The organism is Nostoc sp. PCC 9305, assembly GCF_963920915.1.
In the GTDB taxonomy this organism is placed as follows: domain Bacteria; phylum Cyanobacteriota; class Cyanobacteriia; order Cyanobacteriales; family Nostocaceae; genus Nostoc.
In genome coordinates, this window is sequence record NZ_CAWUDN010000046.1 from 1 (window position 1) to 22,073 (window position 22,073).

Here is a 22,073-nt window from a genome sequence, read left to right on the forward strand (position 1 = left end):
TTGCGTGGCGGGGTGTAGCCCCGCCCGCTATTTGTGCCAGTTGCGTAAGTCCTGTCTCAATGAAACCAGAAGTAAACACTTACAAGGCGCAAAAATGTGGGTAATTGACACAAAACTTGTATTCTTCACGACAGCTATTGTTGCAAAAAAAGTGTAATGATTATCGGGATTGTGCGTGAGAACGTCAATCTTGTGGGCAGTTATTCTTTATGAATCGTTAATCTATCACTGGCGTTTTAAATAATTTCCTGTAAAATGCTGACTATAAATTACGGTAATTCGATCGATTTATCGTAGAAAACACCCTCGTACCCTGCCTGACACAAATGCAAATTCTTTGGTTTATCCCTACTGGATCTCATGACGGACGCTATTTAGGCACAGATATTGGTTCTCGTGTTGTCACACCTGATTATTTACAACAAATTGCCCAAGCTGTAGATAGTTTAGGCTACACGGGCGCATTGTTACCCACAGGGAGTTCTTGTGAAGATGCTTGGATAACTGCCGCTGCTTTCATCTCTGTCACCAAGCAGATGAAATTTCTGGTGGCAATTCGTCCAGGAATTACTTCCCCAAGTGTTGCTGCACGGATGGCAGCAACATTTGACCGAATTTCTAAAGGAAGATTGTTAATTAATGTAGTGACAGGTGGAGATCCGGTGCAGCTGGCTGGGGATGGCTTGCATCTTAGTCATGACGATCGCTATGATTTAACCGATGAATTTCTCAGAGTTTGGCGGGGTATCGTCAGTGGAGAAACAGTCGATTTTAAAGGAAACTACCTGGATATTAAAGGCGGTAAACTCTTATTCCCACCAGTTCAAAAACCCTATCCACCTTTGTGGTTTGGTGGCTCATCTGCTGCCGCCAAGCGGGTTGCTGCTAAACATATAGATGTTTACCTGACTTGGGGTGAACCTCCACAACAAGTGGCCCAAAAGATTGCCGAAGTTAGGAAATTGGCAGCTGAACAGGGCAGAACAGTCCGTTTTGGGATTCGCTTGCATGTAATTGTGCGAGAAACCGAGTCAGCTGCTTGGGATGCAGCCAATGAGCTAATTAAGTATGTGGATGAGGATGCGATCGCAAAAGCTCAGAAAGACTTAGCTCAATCTGATTCTGAAGGACAGCGGCGCATGAGTCAACTACATAGTGGTAGTCGAGAAGCCTTAGAGATTAGCCCCAACCTCTGGACAGGAATTGGATTGGTGCGGGGTGGTGCTGGTACGGCCTTAGTCGGAGATCCTGACACCGTTGCCGCTAGGATGCTGGAATATCGCAATTTGGGGATAGAAACATTCGTTTTCTCTGGATATCCCCATTTAGAAGAAGCGTATCGCACCGCTGAATTATTATTTCCCCGCCTACCTTTGCAAAGTGAACCTGCACCTTTAACACCACCAGTCTTGAGTTCTGTTGGCGAAATCGTCGCCAATGGAAAATTTGCGAAACAACTCACAAGTGCTTCATAACCTAATAATTAGTAATTTGTAATTAAAGAGTAAATTACTAGTTTTGTTGGTGATGCTTCTAGATTCATCCTTTGGAACAATCTAAAATCCCAAATTCCATGACTATTACCTTTAAAAGCACCAAAAGCAAAAACAAGATATCCCTGAGTGAGGTATTAGACAACCCGCAAATCGAGAAAATAGTTCCTTGGATTGTGCCTGTCACCATATTAATTCTTTGGGAACTTGCTTCTAGAACTGGCCTACTTTCAAGCAGGATTTTACCAGCACCTAGTGGTGTAATCGCTACAGCGATTAAACTTGGCTCAACTGGAGAACTGTTCCAACATATAGGAATTAGTGCTGGACGGGCGATATCTGGTTTTATAGTTGGTGGCAGTATTGGATTCGGCTTAGGATTGCTCAATGGCTTTTCCCGTATCGCAGAAAAGTTATTGGATAGTTCCTTACAAATGCTCCGTACCATCCCTAATTTGGCATTAATTCCGCTAGTGATTCTCTGGTTTGGTATTGGCGATCAAGCTAGATTATTTCTAGTATCTATGGGGGTATTCTTTCCGTTATATCTCAATACATTTCATGGTATCCGTAGTGTTGACCCTGGACTAATTGAAATGGGGAAAGTCTATGGATTAAAAACACCACAACTTCTGTGGCAAATTATTTTTCCAGGAGCTTTATCTTCTATTCTCGTTGGTGTCCGTTTTTCGTTGGGGATTATGTGGCTGACACTAATTGTGGCAGAAACGATCGCAGCAGATTCCGGTCTTGGTTACATGGCAATGAATGCTCGTGAGTTTATGCAAACCGATGTTGTGGTTTTGAGTATTGTAATCTATGCACTACTAGGTAAATTAGCAGATGCTGTCGCCAGAGGATTAGAAACAAAATTCTTGGCTTGGAATCCCAATTATCAAAAGTCATAAATGCTAAATTCACTAGAATCATAGATTGAAAAATCTTGATTTTAAATGTGGTTTCTTTTCTTCAATATCTCATCAAGTAATTAAATTCCAATTGTTCTCAAAAGGAGGTTTTGCAAGTGAGTTCAAATGTACAGGGTACACAACTAAGTATTTTGGATTTGACGAAATCTTTTGGCAATAAAACTGTTTTAAACTCGCTGAATTTAGAAGTTGAAGCAGGTGAGTTTGTTGCTATTGTCGGACGAAGTGGTTGTGGTAAGAGTACCTTATTGCGTCTTGTATCAGGATTAGATAGAGCAACTTCAGGTGGAATACTCCTGGATGGAGAACCACTACATAAACTCAGCCGCTCTGTAACAGTGATGTTTCAAGATCCCCGCTTGCTGCCGTGGAAGCGCGTTATTCAGAACGTGGGGTTGGGCTTAGAAGGTAATTGGCGTGAAAAAGCTTTGTGGGTACTCAATAAAGTCGGACTCAAAGACAGAGCTGATGAGTGGCCTTATGTTTTGTCTGGAGGACAACGGCAACGGGTATCATTGGCCAGAGCATTAGCCAGTCAGCCCCGTTTGTTGTTGCTAGATGAACCTTTGGGAGCATTGGATGCTCTAACTCGCCAAGAAATGCAGCATTTGATTGAAAACTTGTGGCAAGAGCGAAGGTTTACTGCGTTTTTGGTTACTCACGATGTGGAAGAGGCCGTGGCGTTGGCAGACCGAGTGATAGTGATTGATCAAGGAAAGATTTCTATGGATTTACCTGTGAGACTTTCACGCCCGCGAGATCGAAGTAGCGAAGTGTTTATTAATATTAGAGAAGCTGTTTTAGAACGAGTAATGAGTAATGATAATACTCAGATAAACAACCAGCTATTACAGCTGAGCAGTTGAAATTTAAGCTTTTTGTAGTTAATCAATATTAAACTTGAGGTAGCTGCGGTAAATAGGCTACTTCGAGATTAAAGCCTGCTTTTGAAAAACAGCTATCTATAGCAATAAAAAAATAATTAATGAACAATCAAAATACCTCCCAACTCTTCTCTATACTGGTTTGGGTGATTTTTCTATATTCACGTTCTAGATAAACTAAAATATAATAAATAATCTATATTGCTTTATTGAAGGTAAATAATACATAAATATCTAATGATTGTCAAAAAATTAACAAAATATGATGCAGAAAATTATAGACAAATCAGATTAGAAGCTTTAGATAAAAATCCAGATTCATTTGGCACAACATATCAAGAAGAAGTCATTAAAACAATAGAACAATTTCGGGATAAAATTCCAGTAGATAATAATAACTTTATTTTGGGATGTTTTGAGGATAAAAACTTAATTGCAATAGTCGCGTTTAACCAAGAATCAAGAATAAAGCTCTGGCATAAAGCATATATTAGTAGTATGTATGTTCAACAACAATATCGCGGAAAAGGTGTAGGTAAATTATTAATAAATGAATTAATTGAAAGAGCAAAAGCTATTAGCGAGGTAGAAATATTATTACTTGATATTGTTAAAAATAATGTTTTAGCAAAATCACTTTATTTATCATTGGGATTTCAAATATATGGAACAGAGAAAAGAGCGTATAAATATAAAAACCAATATTTTGATCTAGAGTTTATGTGTTTGCAGATTAAATAATCAGCGATGAAATCTTACTAAATATTATCATAATCTGTGCCAAGGAAAAATGGCACTTAATTTTTTGTCAAGCATAGGCAATTTCCAGACATAGCCTTGTAAGTAAACAAGAGGTAATCTACAATGAAGCTCATTTTGCCGCTCGATTTGGTTGCTGACATTGAGCCACATCTACCACCCAATACACAGATTGTACGAGTAGATGTTGAAGGAAACTTAGATGGGGATGCTAGCGATGCTGAAGTTTATTTCAGTTGGTTTTTATCGAGAAGTCCTATACTGCATAAAATACTAGAATCAGCACCAGCATTGCGTTGGCATCATGCACCAAATGCAGGGGTGAATCACATCCTGACACCAACTTATTTGCAAAGAGATATTATCCTCACAAATGGGGCTGGAGTGCATGGAATTCCGATCGCAGAATTTGTCATTACTTACATACTGGCTCATGCCAAACACCTGCCAGAATTATATGCTTTACAGGCTGAACGTCACTGGAAAAGAGGCTTCGCCATCCAAGAATTGACAGATGCAACCTTGCTAATTATTGGCGCTGGTGGTATTGGTCAAGAAATTGCCGCCCGTGCTAAACCCTTTGGCTTAAGAATTATTGGCAGTCGTCGCCATCCCCAAGAGCTACCAAACTTTGATAAAGTAGTGGGTGCTGATGAATGGCGATCGCTCCTACCAGAGGTAGATTATGTAGTTATTGCAACACCTCTAACTCCCGAAACCAAAGAATTTATTGATGAATCTGTATTGCATTCCCTGCCAAATCATGCCTACCTAATTAATATTGCTCGCGGCGGCGTAATCGATGAATCGGCATTAATAAAAGCGCTCAAAGAAGGTTGGATTGCAGGTGCAGCATTAGACACACTTAACTCCGAACCATTACCACCAGAAAGTCCTTTGTGGTCACTTCCTAATATTTTTATCACCCCTCATACTTCCGGTCATTCACCTAAGAGTAAACAGCGTTCAATAGCTCTATTTATCGACAATCTAAAGCGTTATCAAGCTGGTCAGCCGTTACGAAATGTAGTAGATAAAGAAGCAGGATACTAAACAATTAAAAATTAAAGCGTTGCTGAATCAAGGAATGACTCTTGTAGGGTGGGCATCTTGCCCGCCTCGAAATATAAGGGACGGGCAAGATGCCCATCCCACAAAACAAACAAAATCATCCCGCAAATATGCAACGCCAAAATTAAAAATAAAGAGGTGCTGCCGATTGGGTTGCACAATCTAAAATCCAAATCCAAAATGGAAATAGGGAGTAACTAATGGTGAAACTAATTTTACCCGATCATCTCATTGCAGATATAGAACCACACCTACCATCTAATATAGATGTCGTGGAGGTAGATAGTGAAGGTAATCTTGATGGTGATGCCAGTGATGCAGAGATTTATGTCAATGGATTTTACCTGAAAACCTCTACCCTTGATAAAGTACTGACAGCAGCACCCGCGCTACGTTGGCAACAGTCACCAAGTGCTGGCGTGAATCACATCCTCACGCCAACTTTTTTGCAAAAGGACATCATCCTCACCAATGGTGCAGGGGTTCATGCAATTCCAATTTCGGAATTTGTACTGGCATTTATGCTCCATCACGCCAAGAATCTGCGGAAATTACAAACTTTGCAGAATGAACACACTTGGGTAAGAGGAGTGTTTCTCGAAGAGTTGGCAGACGCGACTTTATTGATTCTCGGCACAGGAAATATCGGTCAAGCGATCGCATCTCGTGCTAAAGCCTTTGGAGTCACAGTTTGGGGTAGTCGCCGCCATCCCGATCCCCTACCGAATTTTGACAAAGTTGTGGGTGCTGATGAGTGGCGATCGCTCCTCCCAGCCGCAGACTATGTAGTTATTGCGACACCTTTAACTCCAGAAACTAAAGGCTCGATCGATGAAGCTGCGTTGCGCTCTATGCGTCAGTCTGCTTACCTAATTAACATTGCTCGTGGTGCGATCGTAGATGAAGCCGCATTACTTACCGCACTACGTGAGGGCTGGATTGCAGGTGCTGGATTAGACACTGTTGCAACCGAACCTCTGCCGCCAGAAAGTCCCTTATGGTCGCTACCGAATGCCTTTATCACACCCCATTGTTCAGCCCTTTCGCCACGCCTTAGAGAGCGCATAGCACAACTATTTATCGACAATCTCAAACGCTACCAAACTGGTCAGCCTTTACGGAATGTTGTAGATAAACAAGCTGGATACTAAATATTGGGAATTGGGCACAAGAGGCAAAGGAGTAGAGAGGATAAAACTTACTGCAACTTCTTCTCTGCTCCTCTTGCTCCCCTGCTCCTCTTGCTCCCCTGCTCCTCTGCTCCTCTGCTCCTCTGCTCCTCTGCTCCCCTGCTCCTCTGCTCCCTTACTCCCCTGCTCCACTCCCCAATCACTTAACTTTCAGCACCGACTTTCCTAAAGATTGGCAAATAACATCATTTTGCGGCGTATGTATACGGCTGCACAAAACGTCACGGTAGTGACGCTCTAAAGGATTTCTCTTTAATAAACCAGGATTACCAGTTAGTTCTAAGGCAATTTCTACAGCACGAATCGAGTTAGTTGTGGTGAGATATTTAACAGCCTGTGCCTGTAATCCTACGTTAGGCTCATATTCGCTCTTGTCAATATCTTGAGCCAAACTATAAATCAATCTATTATTAGCAAACAGCAGTGCTTCTATCTCACCCACGGCAGTTTGGAACCGTGGCAGAGTTGCCAGTGGCTCTTGGAGATTAGAAGGCGATCGCTCCCAAAGATATTTAACAAGCCAGTCTCGCGCACTACTAGCAACACCGAGATATAAAGCACTCACTGTCAAACTGCCCCAAGTGGAAATCAACGGATCAAAAGATGGCGCAGCAGATATGGGGTTGATATTGAGAGCATACTCTGAGGGAATTAATACATTCTCTAAAATGAGATCGTGGCTGCCTGTAGCTCTCATCCCTAAGTGATCCCAGGTTTCGACAATTCGCAAACCAGGCAGATCGCGCGGAACCAGAAAATTCCCAACTTGTGGTTCATCTTCAGTTGTCCGTGCCCAAACAACAAAATAGCTGAGGATAGGACTGCCTGTGGTGTATTGCTTATGTCCTGTTAAACACCAGCCCTCTGCTGTTCGTTCGGCAATTGTCGCAGGTAATCCGCCTCTCGCTGGCGTTCCTAACTCTGGTTCAACACGGGCAGCATTCAGCAGGGCAATACCTTCAATTGATTCACGACACAGCCGCTTATATACTTCTGGATGCCAGCGACGGCTACGGGCTGCATGAGCATGTTGAAGATAGTGCATTGTCAGTACTAATGCGGTCGAAGCATCGCCACGTGCTATCCCTTCAATCACCCGGCAGATAGTTGCCAAGCCCAAATCCTGGCCACCGAATTCACACGGAATGGTGAGGTTGAGCAATCCCGCCTCATGCAAAGCTGTAAAATTCTCGAAGGGAAAGGAAGCATCTCTATCGTGTGCCCCTGCACGGGTGGCAAAATCTTTGGCCAGAGCCTCAACTTGGTCGAAAATATTGGGGAGAGTTTCTAAGCCTTGGGCTACAAAGGTGTCTGGCACTGCTTGCTCCAACTGTGACATAAATACTCCTTCGTAATTCACTGTAATACTAAATCAGAGATGTTTTTCAATATGGAAGCATCTCAAGTTTGCAGGAACATCAAAATTTTTCGCATGACGGCAGTCCCCCCTCAATTTCCAATCTTCATTACCCAGACTGTATTACTTCTAGCGCTCGTGAAAATACTACTTAAAATCGAGCGAGATTTAGTAATTTAGTGGTTTTTGTAAGTATGACACAAACTCGTTTCATAGAGCAAGTCAAGTAGAAAATTCAGCGATCGCCCCACAGCTTAGGAACTGAATTCCCTACTGGTCTTTTAAGCTAATTATCATTTAAATTAAATCTTTGCGTTTGGAACCAAGCACGGAGAAACAAGCGTTTAAATATTCTCTGTTGAGAGTAATATAAAGATCCCTAGATAACACAGGGATAATTTTCTCATCAAGTAGATTTTCCAATAGATAAATATACACCAGCACCATTGGCGATCGCAACCAAGGTGATATTGCTTGTTTTTATAGCGGTTCCTCTGCTACTGAGGTATAACTGAACTTCATATATAAATTTTTTAACTTTGAGGATGTACCTAATCTGAGTGAGAACCACTATGGATGATTTCCTATATTTAACCAAATCTATGGTGTCACAATTTCGTCAGGGCACTGGCTCTATAACCACCATTCAATTTATCCATTTACTACTTGACTTAATCGCATCGCAATCTGAGGTTTTAAAAGACGAATTTGCGATTTATTGTCATTTTTTGAACTATAGGCTCATTTAAACATGATGCTTATTTCTCAAATTCTATCAAGCTGCAATGTGTATTGCTGCTATGCCCTTGATAGGAAAAATGCTAAGATTGCCGTAGTTAACTAGTGTGTGTGCCCGATCACAACATTAATGTGTTTTACCTCACAGCTAATTTTAACAACTTAAATATCACCTTTAAGCAAACAATAGTCGCCGTTATGGCTACCATCATGCTATGCAGCCTAGCTATTTAAAGATTTAATGTATAAATGGTTGTGAAATATATTTTTTTTGTTAAAAATCATCTATTAGGTGACTTGTCAGAAAATTTACATTAAGAAACTACTAAAATATCTAAATTTAAGTGCTAAGGAGTGTAAGCTAATTATGTAAATATCATGTTTGTATGTAAATATGATGATGTTCGCAAGTCGATTTTAGTCACTTGCATTTATTACACTATAGGAGGTATAATACAAACGTTAAATAACTTGCTAGATGCTCCATAAAAGATACTAAGCAGTGCTGGAAAAAGATCCATTCTGGAATCTCCAAGCAAACTTAAGCAATATTTGTTTAAGTGGAGTTTTGCTTAATTGGTAAAATACTACTTAAACAAAAATTACGATGTGCTTTTATAGCTTTATAGTTTTTATAGTCTTCTGTTTCCTGTAGCCTACTCAAAATTTTCTTTTGTTCCAGGTTGCACGATAAGGGTGAAGCTATCCCGGAGACTATTCCCTAGACTCGCAAAGCACTAGGGAATATGCCGGAATCCAATTGCACATTGTGTAAATTTCTGATTAACACTACAACGTTAGTCAGATTTGTAGTTGTGGTTTTTTTGCTGTCAGGCTTTGATCACACAACTGCAATGAATTACGTTTTCACATAATTTACGACTCAATGCAATTTCTAACTACAATTATGTCACACCATTTAAGTCAAGACAAGACTGTTAAAAAGTTAGGAATGTCTGAAAACATTCTTTTAAGAATTCTTCCAATTCAGGTCTTGTTCAAAAGGCTGAAAGTTAACTTTCAGCCATAAGATTGTCCCGAACTAGAAAAAACTTCGAGAGTTTGTGATTGAGTAATGAAATACTTTGCATAGCTATTGCTGCATATAGCAAATTATGCTCCGAAAAGAATTCCTCTTAATCATCACTTACAACCAATGCTGATTGCAAAAATGAGCAATCCTTATTTTTGTGAAGCCTGTCAATGCAGTTAGTTGCTCTTGAAGCTAAATGTCGGGAAACAAAGCTCTAGCTAGATATTCTGGCATTTCCACTAGTTATTGCCACATCCAGAACTGGCTGCAACAAGTAGATTGCCCACTCAATAAAAATACCTTAGATGTAAAAGAGAGATGCTTTGCTACCATACTATTTCTCTCTAAACTCTACTCTAGTAAAGCTGAGAGTTTCCTCGGTAAAAATACGGGATTAAATAATATTTTTAATAAAGTTTTGAATTGGATTCCGACTGATAACTAACTAAATTTTTTTGTGGAGATTAAAAAATGCCACCAGTGCTTTCTGAGCAACATGTGGGTGAAAGAATTTTGTACACTTTGGATACAAAACTTTCAGAAAAAGAATTAGAGAACTTCTTGGCAGAAATGGAGATTGTGGAGCCACCATCAGCAAAGCAATTCTGGGAATCTGCACAGGCGAATCCTGGTATATACATTATTCTTACAGGTAAAGTCCGACTATTAGATAGCTCTGAGAATTTAATTACTACCTTTGGTGCATGGTCTGTTTTTGGTGAATTGACCTTGTTTCCCGAAGCTAACTTTAGTCCTTATGTAGTGAGAGCTTCGACAAGCTTAAAACTTGGCTATTTCAGGCAAGAAGCATTGCAAAGGTTAATAGACAAGTATCCTAGCATTCGCGATCGCCTATTTGCCCGTGCAGAACTTTGGGATTTGTTGTTGTTATGTCGCCAAGTATCACAATTCCCACGCCATACATCACAAGTTTCAGGAATGCTCAAAGCCTTATCTTTGTTTGAGCGGCACCAGTTAGAAACTGGCTCTGTAAGTCCACAAATATCCCAAGATTCACAGTTGTGGCTATTGTACAAAGGTCAACTGCGGCATTCTGAAGGCGATTCTTTGACACCAGGTACAATCTTTGCTCAACCAAAACAAGGAGATTGGCAAACAACGCAACCAACCATTGCTTACATTCTGAAAAACGACCAGATGCAAACAGCACTAGAATACTTCCCGGAGTTGGGGGAGTGGGCTTTTGCCATGAGCGTCAGCGAAACGGGATTGGAGGCTGAGGACTGGGGACTGGGTGCTAGAGAAAAAATTCAATCTCCAAAATCTAAAATTATTCCTTTTCCCCAAAGAGAGAAGCAGTCACAACAACAGCCAACAAAAAAATCACGTTTTTACTTTCCCAGCCCAAAAGTACAAGTGGGGCATTGGTGGAAACGCATCACCAAGAGCTATCCCTTCTATGCCCAACAAAGTGCAGCTGATTGTGGCTCTGCTTGCTTGGTGATGATTGGTAACTATTGGGGCAAACATTTTAGTATCAATCGCCTACGGGATATGACCAATGTCACTCGCAACGGTGCATCCCTAAAGGCTATGGCAGCAACAGCAGAATACCTGGGTTTTGCCACCCGTCCAGTGAAAGCTACTCTTGATAAATTAGCAGAACAACCTTTACCTGCAATCGCTCACTGGGAAGGCAAACACTTTATTGTTGTTTATGAAATCACCAAAAAGCGGGTGATTGTATGCGACCCGGCTCTTGGTCAACGCAGTCTGACAAAAGCTGAATTTCAAGCAGGTTGGAGTGGTTACGCATTGTTACTGCAACCGACAGCTCTACTAAAAAGTGCTAAGGACGAAAGTAGAAGCTTCTGGAAATTTTTTGAGTTAGTCAAACCTCACTATCGAACACTAATAGAAATTTTCATCGCTTCGATAGTCATTCAATTATTTGGGTTAGTAACGCCAGTATTTACTCAATTGTTGCTCGATAGAGTACTTGTGCAACGCAGCGTTCCAACCTTAAACGCCATTGGTTTGGGAATGATTGTTTTTGGGTTGTTTGGTGTTGCTGTCAACGGTGTACGGCAATATCTCTTATTTCACACTGCTAACCGCATTAGTATCGCCTTACTCGTAGGCTTCATCAAACATACCTTCCGTTTACCCCTTGCTTATTTCGAGTCGCGTTTCGTTGGGGATATAATCTCGCGCATCCAAGAAAACCAGAAAATTCAGCACTTCCTGACTGGTCAGACACTCTCCATTGTGTTGGATATGCTGACATTAGTGGTTTATCTGGCTTTGATGTTTTCCTATAGCTGGCGAATGGCATTATTCGTGCTGTGTACTGTACCGCCATTTTTTATCTTGGCGCTGGCCAGCACAAGTATTTTGCGCCGCATTTCCAGAGATATTTTTAATGCAGCTACCAAAGAACAAAGCTATCTCATAGAATCCCTAAGCGGAATTCGTACCGTCCGTTCATTAGCAATTGAACAGACAGTGCGTTGGCGCTGGGAGGAACTGCTGAATGATTTAATTAAAAAAGATTTTAATGCTCAAATAATTGACAATCGCTTGCAAATTATCAGTGGCGTCATCCACACCTTTGTAAATACTTCATTGCTGTGGTATGGAGCGACCCAGGTAATTAATGGCGAACTAACTATTGGACAATTAGTTGCTTTCAATATGTTGGTGGGTAATGTCTTGAGTCCTTTCCAGAGACTGGCTTTGCTGTGGAATGAATTACAGGAAATCGTGATTTCTACTGAACGTATTAATGATGTGTTGGAGGCGGAACCAGAAGAAGACTTAGAAACTAAACCCCGCAAGTCATTGGGTAAACTTCGCGGTAACATTTGTTTTCAGAATGTTACCTTTCGTTATCACCCAGAAAGTGACACTAACGTATTAGAAAATCTCAACTTTGAAATTAAGCCAGAACAGATGGTTGCAGTCGTAGGACGCAGCGGTTCTGGAAAAACAACTCTCAGTAAATTGATTTTGGGTTTATACCCACCGACAGATGGCAAAATCCTCATTGATGGTAACGATATCACCAGTGTATCTATGCGATCGCTCCGTTCCCAAATCGGCGTTGTAGACCAAGATACTTTTCTGTTTGGTGGAACTGTTCGCGAAAACATTGCGATCGCTAATCCAAATGCTTCTTCAGAAGAAATTATCCAAGCAGCAAAATATGCTGGAGCCGATGAATTTATTCAAAAATTACCGATAGGTTACGAATCCGAAATTGGTGAAAGCGGCGGAATGCTTTCTGGTGGACAGCGCCAACGCCTAGCTATTGCTCGTGCTTTGCTCGGAAATCCTCGGTTATTACTGTTTGATGAAGCCACTAGTCACCTAGATTCAGAATCAGAACGGATTATTCAAAACAACCTCAAAACAATTCTTAAAGGACGTACAAGTGTAATTATTGCCCATCGCCTCTCTACAGTCCGCAACGCGGACTTAATCCTGGTTTTAGATCAAGGTATTTTGGTAGAAAGCGGTACCCACGACGAATTAATCGCTAAAAAAGGTCATTATTACTACCTGAATCAACAACAGATGTCTCAAGTTAGTTGATGGGGCATTGGGCAGTCTTTTTCTTCTTTACGTTCGCGCAGCGTGTCGCAGACAGACTCTACACAAACAATTTTGAATTTTGAATTGATTTCTCCCCTACTCCCCATCTACTGTTATCGGAAAAAAAACCATGCCACATCCCAATAGATCGTCCCCACTTCCCTCAGATGAGCAAGATAAATATCAAGGTTACAAACAGCAAGAGGAATCGGTATTTGACGAGCAGACAGAGGCAGACAATGAAAGTCAAGATTTGTACTACGGTACAGAAAAACTACTCAATGCCTTACCTCGAATTTGGACTCGTGGTTTGTTGTATTCGCTCATTGCCTTTGCTGGTCTATTCTTGCCTTGGGCAATTCTCTCGAAAGTAGATGAAACTGGTAGTGCCAGAGGGCGTATAGAACCTAAAGGCGCAACTCAAAAATTAGACGCTCAAGCTGCTGGAAGTGTCAAAGCAGTTACGGTCAAAGAAGGAGATACAGTTAGAGCCGGCCAGGTTTTACTGGAACTGGATTCTGAGTTGCAGCAAACCGACCTGCAACAAGTTCAGAGCAAATTGCAAGGGCTACAAAATCGGCAATCCCAACTGGAACTGCTGAAAAATCAACTCTTAATGTCAACGAGTCTTTTAGAACAACAAAATAAATCCCAAGAATTAGAAAAATTGGCTCAACTCAACCAGGTGCAGCAAAACCTGGATGCCAAACTGAGTAGCTATAACCTCCAAAAGTTAGAAAAACAATCATTAGTTAAGCAAGCAGAGGAGCAAATTACCACCAGTCGCGACGATCAAGAATCGGCTAAAAAACTTTTGAGTATAAATTCTAACCAAGTTGCTCGTTATAGCCAACTTGTTGACCAGAAGGCAGTTCCGACAATCCAATTAGAGGAAAGCAAAAAACAAGAGGAAGAAAGCAAACGACTTTATAAAAAGTCTCAATCAGATATCAAACAAGCCGAATTGCGTTTAGCCCAAGAGGTAAATAATTATCAAGTAACTATCAAAACGTTAGAGTCTGATATCAAACAAGCAAAACTCCGACTGCAAGAAGAACAAAGTAGTTATAAAAGTGCCACGCAAGCCGGACAACTAGCTGTAATGAAAAATCAGGAACAGCTAAAAGACATACAGTCACAAATAACAGCAACGCAATCAGAAATCGCTCAGACTAAAAGTCAGCTTACATCTATAAGAGTACAAATTCAGCAGCGTGTGGTGCGATCGCCGATTAATGGGGTGATTTTTGAATTACCCACCACTAAGGCAGGAGCGGTGGTACAAGTCGGTCAAAGGATTGCCCAAATTGCACCCACGAAAACAGACTTCGTACTCAGAGCAAATATGCCTAATCAGGATAGCGGTTTCTTGAAGGTAGGAATGCCAGTAAAAGTCAAGTTTGATGCCTATCCCTTCCAAGAGTATGGCATCGTGCCAGGGAAAGTTACTTGGATCTCGCCTGACTCGAAAGTTAGCCAAACACCCCAAGGCAATATCGAAACCTATGAGTTAGAAATCACCTTAGATCAGCAGTATGTCCAAAATGGCAACAAACGTATTCCATTAGGTGCGGGTCAGACAGCAAATGCTGAAGTCATCATTCGTCAACGGCGAGTAATTGATTTTGTTCTAGATCCGTTCAAAAAACTGAAAAAGGGCGGTTTGGAGATGTAGTTAAAGGTATCGGAATCAGGAAATAGGACAAGGGAGATTGGAGGAATAATCAATGCCCTATGCTCACTTACCCTGAGCGTACCCCTGCCGGGAAGCAAGCTACGCGTTGCGTCTGTCTTTGACACGCTGCACGAACGTAGAGAAGCCGAAGGGATGCCCAATCCCGCTTAATTATTGGAGATATAGTGTTATGCCCCACAATCTGACAATTTCCACCTCAGATATCATTCACAGTCTGAAACTCTCCTGTCAGATACCTGCTGTTGTGGAAGCGATCGCATCGCAAAGTATTATTACCGAAGCAGCTCAAGCGGCAGGAATTACAGTCACGCCAGAAGAATTACAGCAAGAAGGAGATAACTTAAGGTTCGCCAAGAAGCTTGTCAAAGCTAAAGACACCTGGTCATGGCTAGAAAAACACCACCTCTCTGTGGATCAGTTTGAAGAATTAGCCTACAACAACATCCTTTCGCGGAAGTTAGCGAATCATCTATTTTCCAATCAACTGGAAAAGCATTTTTACGAACATCAGCTAGATTATATCGCCGCCGTTACCTACGAAGTTGTCTTCGAGGATCGAGACTTGGCTTTAGAGCTTTTTTATGCCCTAGAAGAAGGCGAAATCAATTTTCCAGATATTGCTCGTCTATATATCTCAGAACCAGAAGCCCGTCGTGCTTATGGATACAAAGGACTCCGATACCGCAAAGATTTTCGTCCAGAGATTGCAGCCGCTGTCTTTGCTGCTACACCACCAGAAGCTCTCAAACCGATAACTACTCCCAAGGGAGTGTATTTAATTTGGGTGGAAGAAGTCATTCAACCCCAATTAGATGAACAGTTACGCCAAAAAATCATTACAGAATCCTTTTCTGATTGGTTAAAGCAACAAATCACCACGATGAAAATAGTTACTCAAATAGACTCAGACGGTTCACAAGAGGAATTAATAGATATGTTATACACCAAGACTAAATAATGTAGGAGTTTTCAAATGTTTTTGTCGCTAAGTATCTACCCTAACTTAGGATAGATTTCTCTAGTCTTCAAGAATGTTGCAGATACAGGTTTTATTTACTTTAAAACTTAATAGCTTTTGTTTTTTAGTGTTTTGTGAATATATCTACAAAGTGCTGCTTTTGCTTTATTTAAAAATTAAATTAAATCGCTACAACTCTTGCTGGGCAGCAATTACTTGTAATTTCTGCTTAAATTTATTATGCAGTTTTTTCTAACTTCAATTAGGACTACATGTAATGATTTTTAAACACAAATACATTAGTTTTTTTAATCATAAATTCCTCAAAAAAGCATTGACTTTTTTGAGGAATAAAGTATATTAGATGTATAGCCAAACGAAACAAGTTGGTTAGACTAAATATTCCCAACAACAGTTACAAATTTTAGGAGAACTCAAATGATCATTTCTGATCTGAACTACTTGGAAAATACCACTGAAGAAATTATTGGTGGTACCTATAAGAAGCCAATCATCATCATAGTTAAGCCCAAGCCCAAGCCCACTCCAAAATACACCAGCATTGCACAAGCAGATGCAGATGCTTCAGCAACCGGCGGCGTTAACAACATCGCTGTAACCTATACTAACGCTACCGTCACTCCTAACAGCGCTACTGCTTCGTCATCAAGCTATGCTTCTACTTCTTACAAGTAGTAACAAGTAGTAATAATTAAACTCTACTTACAAAAAGTATTAACTTCTGCAAGTAGAGTTAGGCTCGAAAGCTTAGTATATTGATAAATTGCCGGAGGCTCTTTGCTCATTTGAGCCTTCGGCTTTTACCCAAAATACATCTTTTGGTCTTAAATAACTGTTTCCGCAATAAAATTTTACAACTTACAACATTTAATCCTCAACCCAGTTTGCAGTTTGTGTTGTTTGCCCGCCCTGAATTAAAACTCTGGGCTAATAGTCATAAAGAGGAAAATTTTACCATAGCCTTAAGCTTCTCGTAGACCCCCGAAAGGTAGAGAAGAGTAAAATTTCTGTTAATCAAGTTTAGGAAGTAATCAAGCAGACATGATATCAATCGATATCAGTTATAAGTTTCAAAAGCTTGAGTTCCTTGCAGATATAGGAACAAAAGACATATTAAATAAATAAAGATTGTAGAAATTATAGCTCATAAATAAAAGGATACAAGCTCCTAAGTTTATTTATGGGGATTGTTAATTTTTAATTTGGAGCAAAGCGACGTGACCACAATTCCTGATGCTCTCCAACTCGCAAGTCAATATCACCAAACTAAGCGCTTCACCCAAGCCGAAGAGATTTATCGTCAAATTATAGACTTAGATCCCCAGCAGTCAGAGGCATTTTATGGATTAGGTCTGCTGGCGCAGCAACGGGAACAATATCAAAATGCAGAACAATTTTTTCAAGCAGCCTTGCGATTAGAGCCAGAAGTAGGGGCAATACATAACAGCTTAGGATTTACTCTGCAACAACAGGGTAAGCTACAAGAAGCGATCGCCTGTTATGAAAAAGCATTAGAAATTCTTCCTGAGAGCATAGAAGTACAAATTAATATCAGTAATATTCTTCACATTCAAGGCAAGCTGTCACCAGAAGAACAAATTCACTACGCCGAGTTGAATGAGCAGTTTGCTTTAGCTAGGCAACAGGCAGGCGATTTCAAGATCGCAGAATTATATTATCGCCAAGCTATTGCATTGCAGCCAGATTTGGTATCATCTCATACTAATTTAGGAGAAGTACTCCAAAAACAAGGGCGATTCAATGATGCCATCGAATCTTACCAACAAGCACTAAAAATTAAACCAGATTATCATTACGCCTATCACAACTTAGGGTATCTTTTCCAGGAAAAAGGAAAATTTGCAGAAGCAATAGAAGCTTATGAAAAAACTTTAAGCATTCAACCTGATTTTGCAATCACTTATAACAACTTGGGAAATATTCTCAGGGCGCAAAATAAATTTGATGCCGCCATAGAATCCTATCAAAAAGCGATTAAAATTCGACCTGATATTGATTACATATATTCCAACTTGGGAACAGCATTGAGAGATGATAACCAAATAGAAGCGGCAGTCCAGGCATTTGAGCAAGCCGTCAAACTAACACCAAACTATGATATGGCTAAATTTGGTGCTTGTATGAGCCAACTACCAGTTATCTATTCTAATATTGATGAAATTGCATTCAGACGAAATCAGTATCAACAGTATTTGCAAGATTTAGCTAAATATTATGAATTAACTAATCAGGAAGAACGGGCCAAAGCATCTGAGGCTGTGGGAGCATTTCAACCTTTTTATTTGACATATCAAGGTTTAAATGACCGAGATTTACAGCGAACTTATGGAGAAATGATTTTCCAGATTATGTCGAGTCGGTATCCCCAAGATTGCCAGCCGCTTGTTCTGCCAAATTTAGATAAAAATCAAAAGGTTCGTATTGGTATTGTTTCTGGGTTTTTATCTAGTCATTCTAATTGGAAAATCCCGATTAAAGGTTGGGTAGAAAATATCGATCGAAGCGAGTTTGAATTATTTGGTTATTACACCGGAGACAAAACAGATTACTCAACAATAAGTGCCACCAAGGCTTTTGATAAATTTGTCCAAGGTGTTCGCTCAACTGAACAATGGTGTGAGGCGATCGCAAAAGATAAATTACATATCCTGATTTTCCCAGAATTTGGGATGGATCCAATGACGCTCAAACTGGGTTGTCTGAGATTAGCACCAATTCAAATGACATCTTGGGGACACCCTGAGACTAGTGGACTCCCGACAATTGACTATTACTTGAGCAGTGACTTAATGGAACCAGAAAATGCTCAAGAACATTATACAGAAAAATTAGTTAGATTACCCAATCTATCTATTCATTACATACCTTTAGCAATTCCACCCGAAGAAATTAAGAAACCAGATATAGGTTTAAAAGACGATGATATTTTATTCTGGTGTTGTCAGTCATTATATAAATATTTACCCAATCATGATGATGTTTTCCCCTCTATTGCTAAAGAGTTAGGAAATTCTAAATTTGTGTTTATTAAAAGCAAAAGTGAAGAAATAACAGAAAAATTTCGCCAGCGCTTAAAACATGCTTTTGCAGCATTCGGGTTAGATTATCAAGATCGTTGTTTGTTTTTATCTTTCCTGAATGACAGGAAGTTTGCTGGAACTACAGCTTTAGCAGATGTCTTCTTAGATAGTATTGGTTGGTCTGGATGTAACTCCACGCTCGAATCTATTGCTCATAATATTCCGGTTGTCACTTTACCAGGAGAGCTGATGCGATCGCGCCATTCTCTAGCAATTTTGCAGATGATGGGTATCGAAGAGACGATCGCTTCCAATAAATCAGAATACGTCCAAATCGCCATCCGTCTGGGGAAAGATGCTCAATATCGGCAATATATTTCCCAGCAAGTTGCAGAAAATAAACATAAATTATATGGCGATTTAAAGCCAGTCAGAGCGCTGGAAGATTTTATTTTGCAGTTGGTTAATAAACCAAGACAATTTAACGCCGAAGAAGTTGCTGAACTCTTTCAACTTGCACTTCAAGATCATCGAGCTAATCGCCTAGACACAGCCGAACAGCTATATCGTCAGGTGATAGAAAAACAACCAGACTATTCAGAAGCATTATACGGTTTAGGGATACTGGCACAGCAGAAAGGTGAGTTGCAGGAAGCCGAGAAGCATTTGAGTGCAGCTTCGCAAGTTCAGCCTAACTCCGTGAAAATTTGGTTTAGTTTAGGCAATTTGCTGCAAGGCCAAGGACAGTTACCAGAAGCTGAAGCCGCTTACCGAAAAGCAATTGCGTTGCGACCAGATGCAGGGACAATATACAACAATTTGGGCTACACCTTGCAACAACAAGATAAGTGGGAGGATGCGATCGCATCTTATCAAAAAGCTCTGGAATTTCAGCCCAACTGCATAGAAGCAGAAATCAATTTAGCGAATGCGCTGTTTGCTCAAGGGAAGCTTTCACCAGAGAAACAAGCCTATTACGCAGAATTGAATTATCAGATGGGCATTGCTCACCAAGAAGGAGCTGATTGGCAAACTGCTATTGCTTACTATCGAACTGCGATCGCAATACAGCCTGACTTGGTAGAAGCCCATTATAACTTGGGGATGATACTGCAAGAACAAGGGGAGCTAGAAGAAGCGAGCGCTTGCTATCAAAAAGCTTTGGAGTTCAATCCCCAACACCAGGAAGCCAACATCAAATTAGGAGATATTTACCAAACCCAGCAAGCAACAAGAATTTACACAAGTTGACTCACTAAAAGTTTCTGGCTAAACGGATTATTTCACGCGATCGTCAATTTTCATCAATCTAAACTTAAACTTTCAAATTCAGGGGGTAAAATTTATGTCATTAACAATTTTTGAGAAAGTTAAAGACTTCCTAGTCAGACTAGTCAAAGACGAAGCTTTTTACACTCAATTGATGAGTGATAAGATTGAGGAAGTGATAAAAGTCATGGAAGAAGGTGGCTATAATTTTTCTAAAGAAGAATTTGAAACAGCCTCCATTAAAATCTTGGAATTAAAAGAACTAGGCCAGTTTGATGACCTCAGTGAAGAAGAATTAGTGGGAGCATTTGGCGGGTTTATAAGCATCAATCAACCAGTCATTAAGCCACCATTAATCACTCAGCCAAAATTACGTGATGTTGTAGTTTCACTTCCCGAAAACTTTGGAAAACCATCAATTAAACCAATTAAATGGATTCCTAGACTACTTCCAAAGCCATGGCCGCTTCCTTGTCAAGCAATAGATCCACCTGTACAAGCGTTATATGGAGTCGTTGTTAGTTCAACAGAAGTACAATAACCCGATAAAACGACGAAAAAATAGAATGCGTTAGTTTATTTTGAGGGTTGAGATTGAGAGTTAACCTATGACATATCACCGCAAAAGCTACGCAGTTTGGGAAATTACCTTAAAGTGCAATCTAGCTTGTAGTCACTGTGGTTCCCGTGCAGGACATGAACGCGCCAACGAACTTTCCCCAGAGGAAGCTTTGGATCTCGTCAAGCAGATGGCAGAAGTTGGAATTAAAGAAGTTACTCTCATTGGTGGTGAAGCATTTCTGCGTCCAGACTGGCTGGAAATTGCCAAAGCTATCAACGAGGCGGGAATGTTATGTGGTATGACTACGGGCGGCTATGGCATTTCGCTAGAAACCGCCCAAAAAATGAAGTCAGCGGGAATTCGTACCGTCTCTGTTTCTATTGATGGCTTGGAAGCGACTCATGACCGCCTGCGGGGAAAGAAAGGCTCTTGGAAATATGCATTTAAGACCATGAGTCATCTGCGAGAAGTGGGTATTTCTTTTGGTTGCAACACCCAAATTAACCGCCTATCAGCGCCAGAGTTTCCGTGCATCTATGAGTGCATTCGTGATGCTGGTGCTAGTGCTTGGCAAGTTCAGCTAACTGTACCAATGGGGAATGCAGCCGATAACGCAGATATCCTCCTTCAACCCCATGAACTGTTAGATATCTACCCCATGCTTGCCCGCGTGGCGCGTCGTGCTTACCAAGAAGGTGTGCAACTTCAGGCGGGAAATAACATTGGTTACTACGGCCCTTATGAACGACTGTTGCGGGGACGGGGAAAGGAGCATGAATTTTCATTTTGGCAAGGTTGCGGTGCAGGACTCTCAACCTTGGGAATTGAAGCTGACGGAGCGATTAAAGGTTGTCCCTCACTGCCGACTACTGCCTATACAGGTGGTAATATTCGAGAACAGACCTTGCATGATATTATCGAGGGTGCAGAAGAACTACGCTTCAATCTAGGAGCAGGAACACCTGAAGGCACAAAACACCTGTGGGGTTTCTGTAAAACCTGCGAATATGCTGAACTTTGTCGTGGGGGTTGCAGTTGGACTGCCCATGTTTTCTTTAATAAGAGAGGTAATAATCCTTACTGTCATCATCGCGCTCTTATTCATGCCAAACAAGGTATGAGAGAGCGTGTAGTTCCCAAAGTCAAGGCGCAAGGATTGCCATTTGATAATGGCGAATTTGAGCTAATTGTCGAGCCTACAGATACTTTATTGCCAGCAAACGACCGATTACACTTTACTGCTGACAGCATTCATTGGTCGGAAAGTTGGCAACAAGAACCCGAATTTTCTTACTCTATCGTGAGATAATAAATCATGGCAGAAAATTCAGAAATTAACACAATTTCAGGGAAAGAAACTGACCTTAAGTCATTACCATCTCAAGATTTAGAGAAAATCCCATTACTTCCACGTTCAGCTTGGAATAGTCAATTAGGCTATTTAAAAGCGCTGTTAAAAGCAAAGCAAGTCCTGGATAAAAACTGACAGTTTCATTAGGGATATCGAGAGATTTAGC

General features: G+C 40.7%; 16 protein-coding genes. 14 read left to right on the forward strand and 2 right to left on the reverse strand.

Annotated features, from left to right (window positions below; translation table 11 throughout):
- Positions 1-326 precede the first annotated feature (326 nt).
- The 6 genes from ssuD (at position 327) to ACM0OX_RS18325 (ending at position 6,287) form a co-directional block, all read left to right on the forward strand.
- Complete coding sequence (ssuD, locus tag ACM0OX_RS18300) at positions 327-1,475, forward strand: FMNH2-dependent alkanesulfonate monooxygenase (RefSeq protein WP_414516491.1); 1,149 nt, start codon at positions 327-329, stop codon at positions 1,473-1,475.
- A 98-nt stretch (positions 1,476-1,573) separates the two neighbouring features.
- Positions 1,574-2,401, forward strand: a complete 828-nt coding sequence (gene ssuC / locus ACM0OX_RS18305; protein ID WP_414516492.1) for an aliphatic sulfonate ABC transporter permease SsuC — start codon at positions 1,574-1,576, stop codon at positions 2,399-2,401.
- A 116-nt stretch (positions 2,402-2,517) separates the two neighbouring features.
- On the forward strand, positions 2,518-3,288 hold the full coding sequence (locus ACM0OX_RS18310) for an ATP-binding cassette domain-containing protein (protein ID WP_414516493.1): 771 nt from the start codon (positions 2,518-2,520) through the stop codon (positions 3,286-3,288).
- 255 nt (positions 3,289-3,543) lie between these two features.
- Positions 3,544-4,047 (forward strand): N-acetyltransferase family protein, encoded by a 504-nt coding sequence (locus ACM0OX_RS18315; protein WP_414516494.1) that lies wholly within the window; start codon positions 3,544-3,546, stop codon positions 4,045-4,047.
- A gap of 123 nt (positions 4,048-4,170) precedes the next feature.
- On the forward strand, positions 4,171-5,118 hold the full coding sequence (locus tag ACM0OX_RS18320; RefSeq protein ID WP_414516495.1) for a D-2-hydroxyacid dehydrogenase: 948 nt from the start codon (positions 4,171-4,173) through the stop codon (positions 5,116-5,118).
- Between the two features lie 218 nt (positions 5,119-5,336).
- Positions 5,337-6,287, forward strand: coding sequence for a D-2-hydroxyacid dehydrogenase (locus ACM0OX_RS18325; RefSeq protein WP_414516496.1), 951 nt, complete (start codon positions 5,337-5,339; stop codon positions 6,285-6,287).
- Positions 6,288-6,465: 178 nt separating this feature from the next.
- Here the strand turns inward: ACM0OX_RS18325 and ACM0OX_RS18330 are convergent, their stop codons facing one another.
- The gene (locus tag ACM0OX_RS18330) at positions 6,466-7,665 is read right to left on the reverse strand and encodes an acyl-CoA dehydrogenase family protein (RefSeq protein ID WP_414516497.1); all 1,200 of its coding nucleotides are present in this window, start codon (positions 7,663-7,665) and stop codon (positions 6,466-6,468) included.
- A gap of 424 nt (positions 7,666-8,089) precedes the next feature.
- Complete coding sequence (locus ACM0OX_RS18335) at positions 8,090-8,254, reverse strand: hypothetical protein (protein WP_414516498.1); 165 nt, start codon at positions 8,252-8,254, stop codon at positions 8,090-8,092.
- 1,671 nt (positions 8,255-9,925) lie between these two features.
- Here ACM0OX_RS18335 and ACM0OX_RS18340 point away from each other — a divergent pair.
- The 8 genes from ACM0OX_RS18340 (at position 9,926) to ACM0OX_RS18375 (ending at position 22,042) form a co-directional block, all read left to right on the forward strand.
- On the forward strand, positions 9,926-13,009 hold the full coding sequence (locus ACM0OX_RS18340) for a peptidase domain-containing ABC transporter (protein ID WP_414516499.1): 3,084 nt from the start codon (positions 9,926-9,928) through the stop codon (positions 13,007-13,009).
- 130 nt (positions 13,010-13,139) lie between these two features.
- Positions 13,140-14,684 (forward strand): HlyD family efflux transporter periplasmic adaptor subunit, encoded by a 1,545-nt coding sequence (locus ACM0OX_RS18345; protein ID WP_414516500.1) that lies wholly within the window; start codon positions 13,140-13,142, stop codon positions 14,682-14,684.
- 190 nt (positions 14,685-14,874) lie between these two features.
- Positions 14,875-15,663 carry a peptidylprolyl isomerase gene (locus ACM0OX_RS18350; protein ID WP_414516501.1) on the forward strand — a complete coding sequence of 263 codons (789 nt, stop codon included), beginning with the start codon at positions 14,875-14,877 and terminating at the stop codon, positions 15,661-15,663.
- 438 nt (positions 15,664-16,101) lie between these two features.
- A complete protein-coding gene (locus ACM0OX_RS18355; RefSeq protein ID WP_414516502.1) occupies positions 16,102-16,359 on the forward strand; it encodes a hypothetical protein in 258 nt (85 codons plus the stop codon).
- A gap of 542 nt (positions 16,360-16,901) precedes the next feature.
- Complete coding sequence (locus tag ACM0OX_RS18360; protein WP_414516503.1) at positions 16,902-19,976, forward strand: tetratricopeptide repeat protein; 3,075 nt, start codon at positions 16,902-16,904, stop codon at positions 19,974-19,976.
- Between the two features lie 94 nt (positions 19,977-20,070).
- A complete protein-coding gene (locus tag ACM0OX_RS18365; RefSeq protein ID WP_414516504.1) occupies positions 20,071-20,535 on the forward strand; it encodes a Nif11-like leader peptide family RiPP precursor in 465 nt (154 codons plus the stop codon).
- A 67-nt stretch (positions 20,536-20,602) separates the two neighbouring features.
- Positions 20,603-21,865, forward strand: coding sequence for a nif11-class peptide radical SAM maturase 3 (locus tag ACM0OX_RS18370; RefSeq protein ID WP_414516505.1), 1,263 nt, complete (start codon positions 20,603-20,605; stop codon positions 21,863-21,865).
- Between the two features lie 6 nt (positions 21,866-21,871).
- A complete protein-coding gene (locus ACM0OX_RS18375) occupies positions 21,872-22,042 on the forward strand; it encodes a hypothetical protein (protein ID WP_414516506.1) in 171 nt (56 codons plus the stop codon).
- The last annotated feature ends 31 nt before the right edge of the window (positions 22,043-22,073 follow it).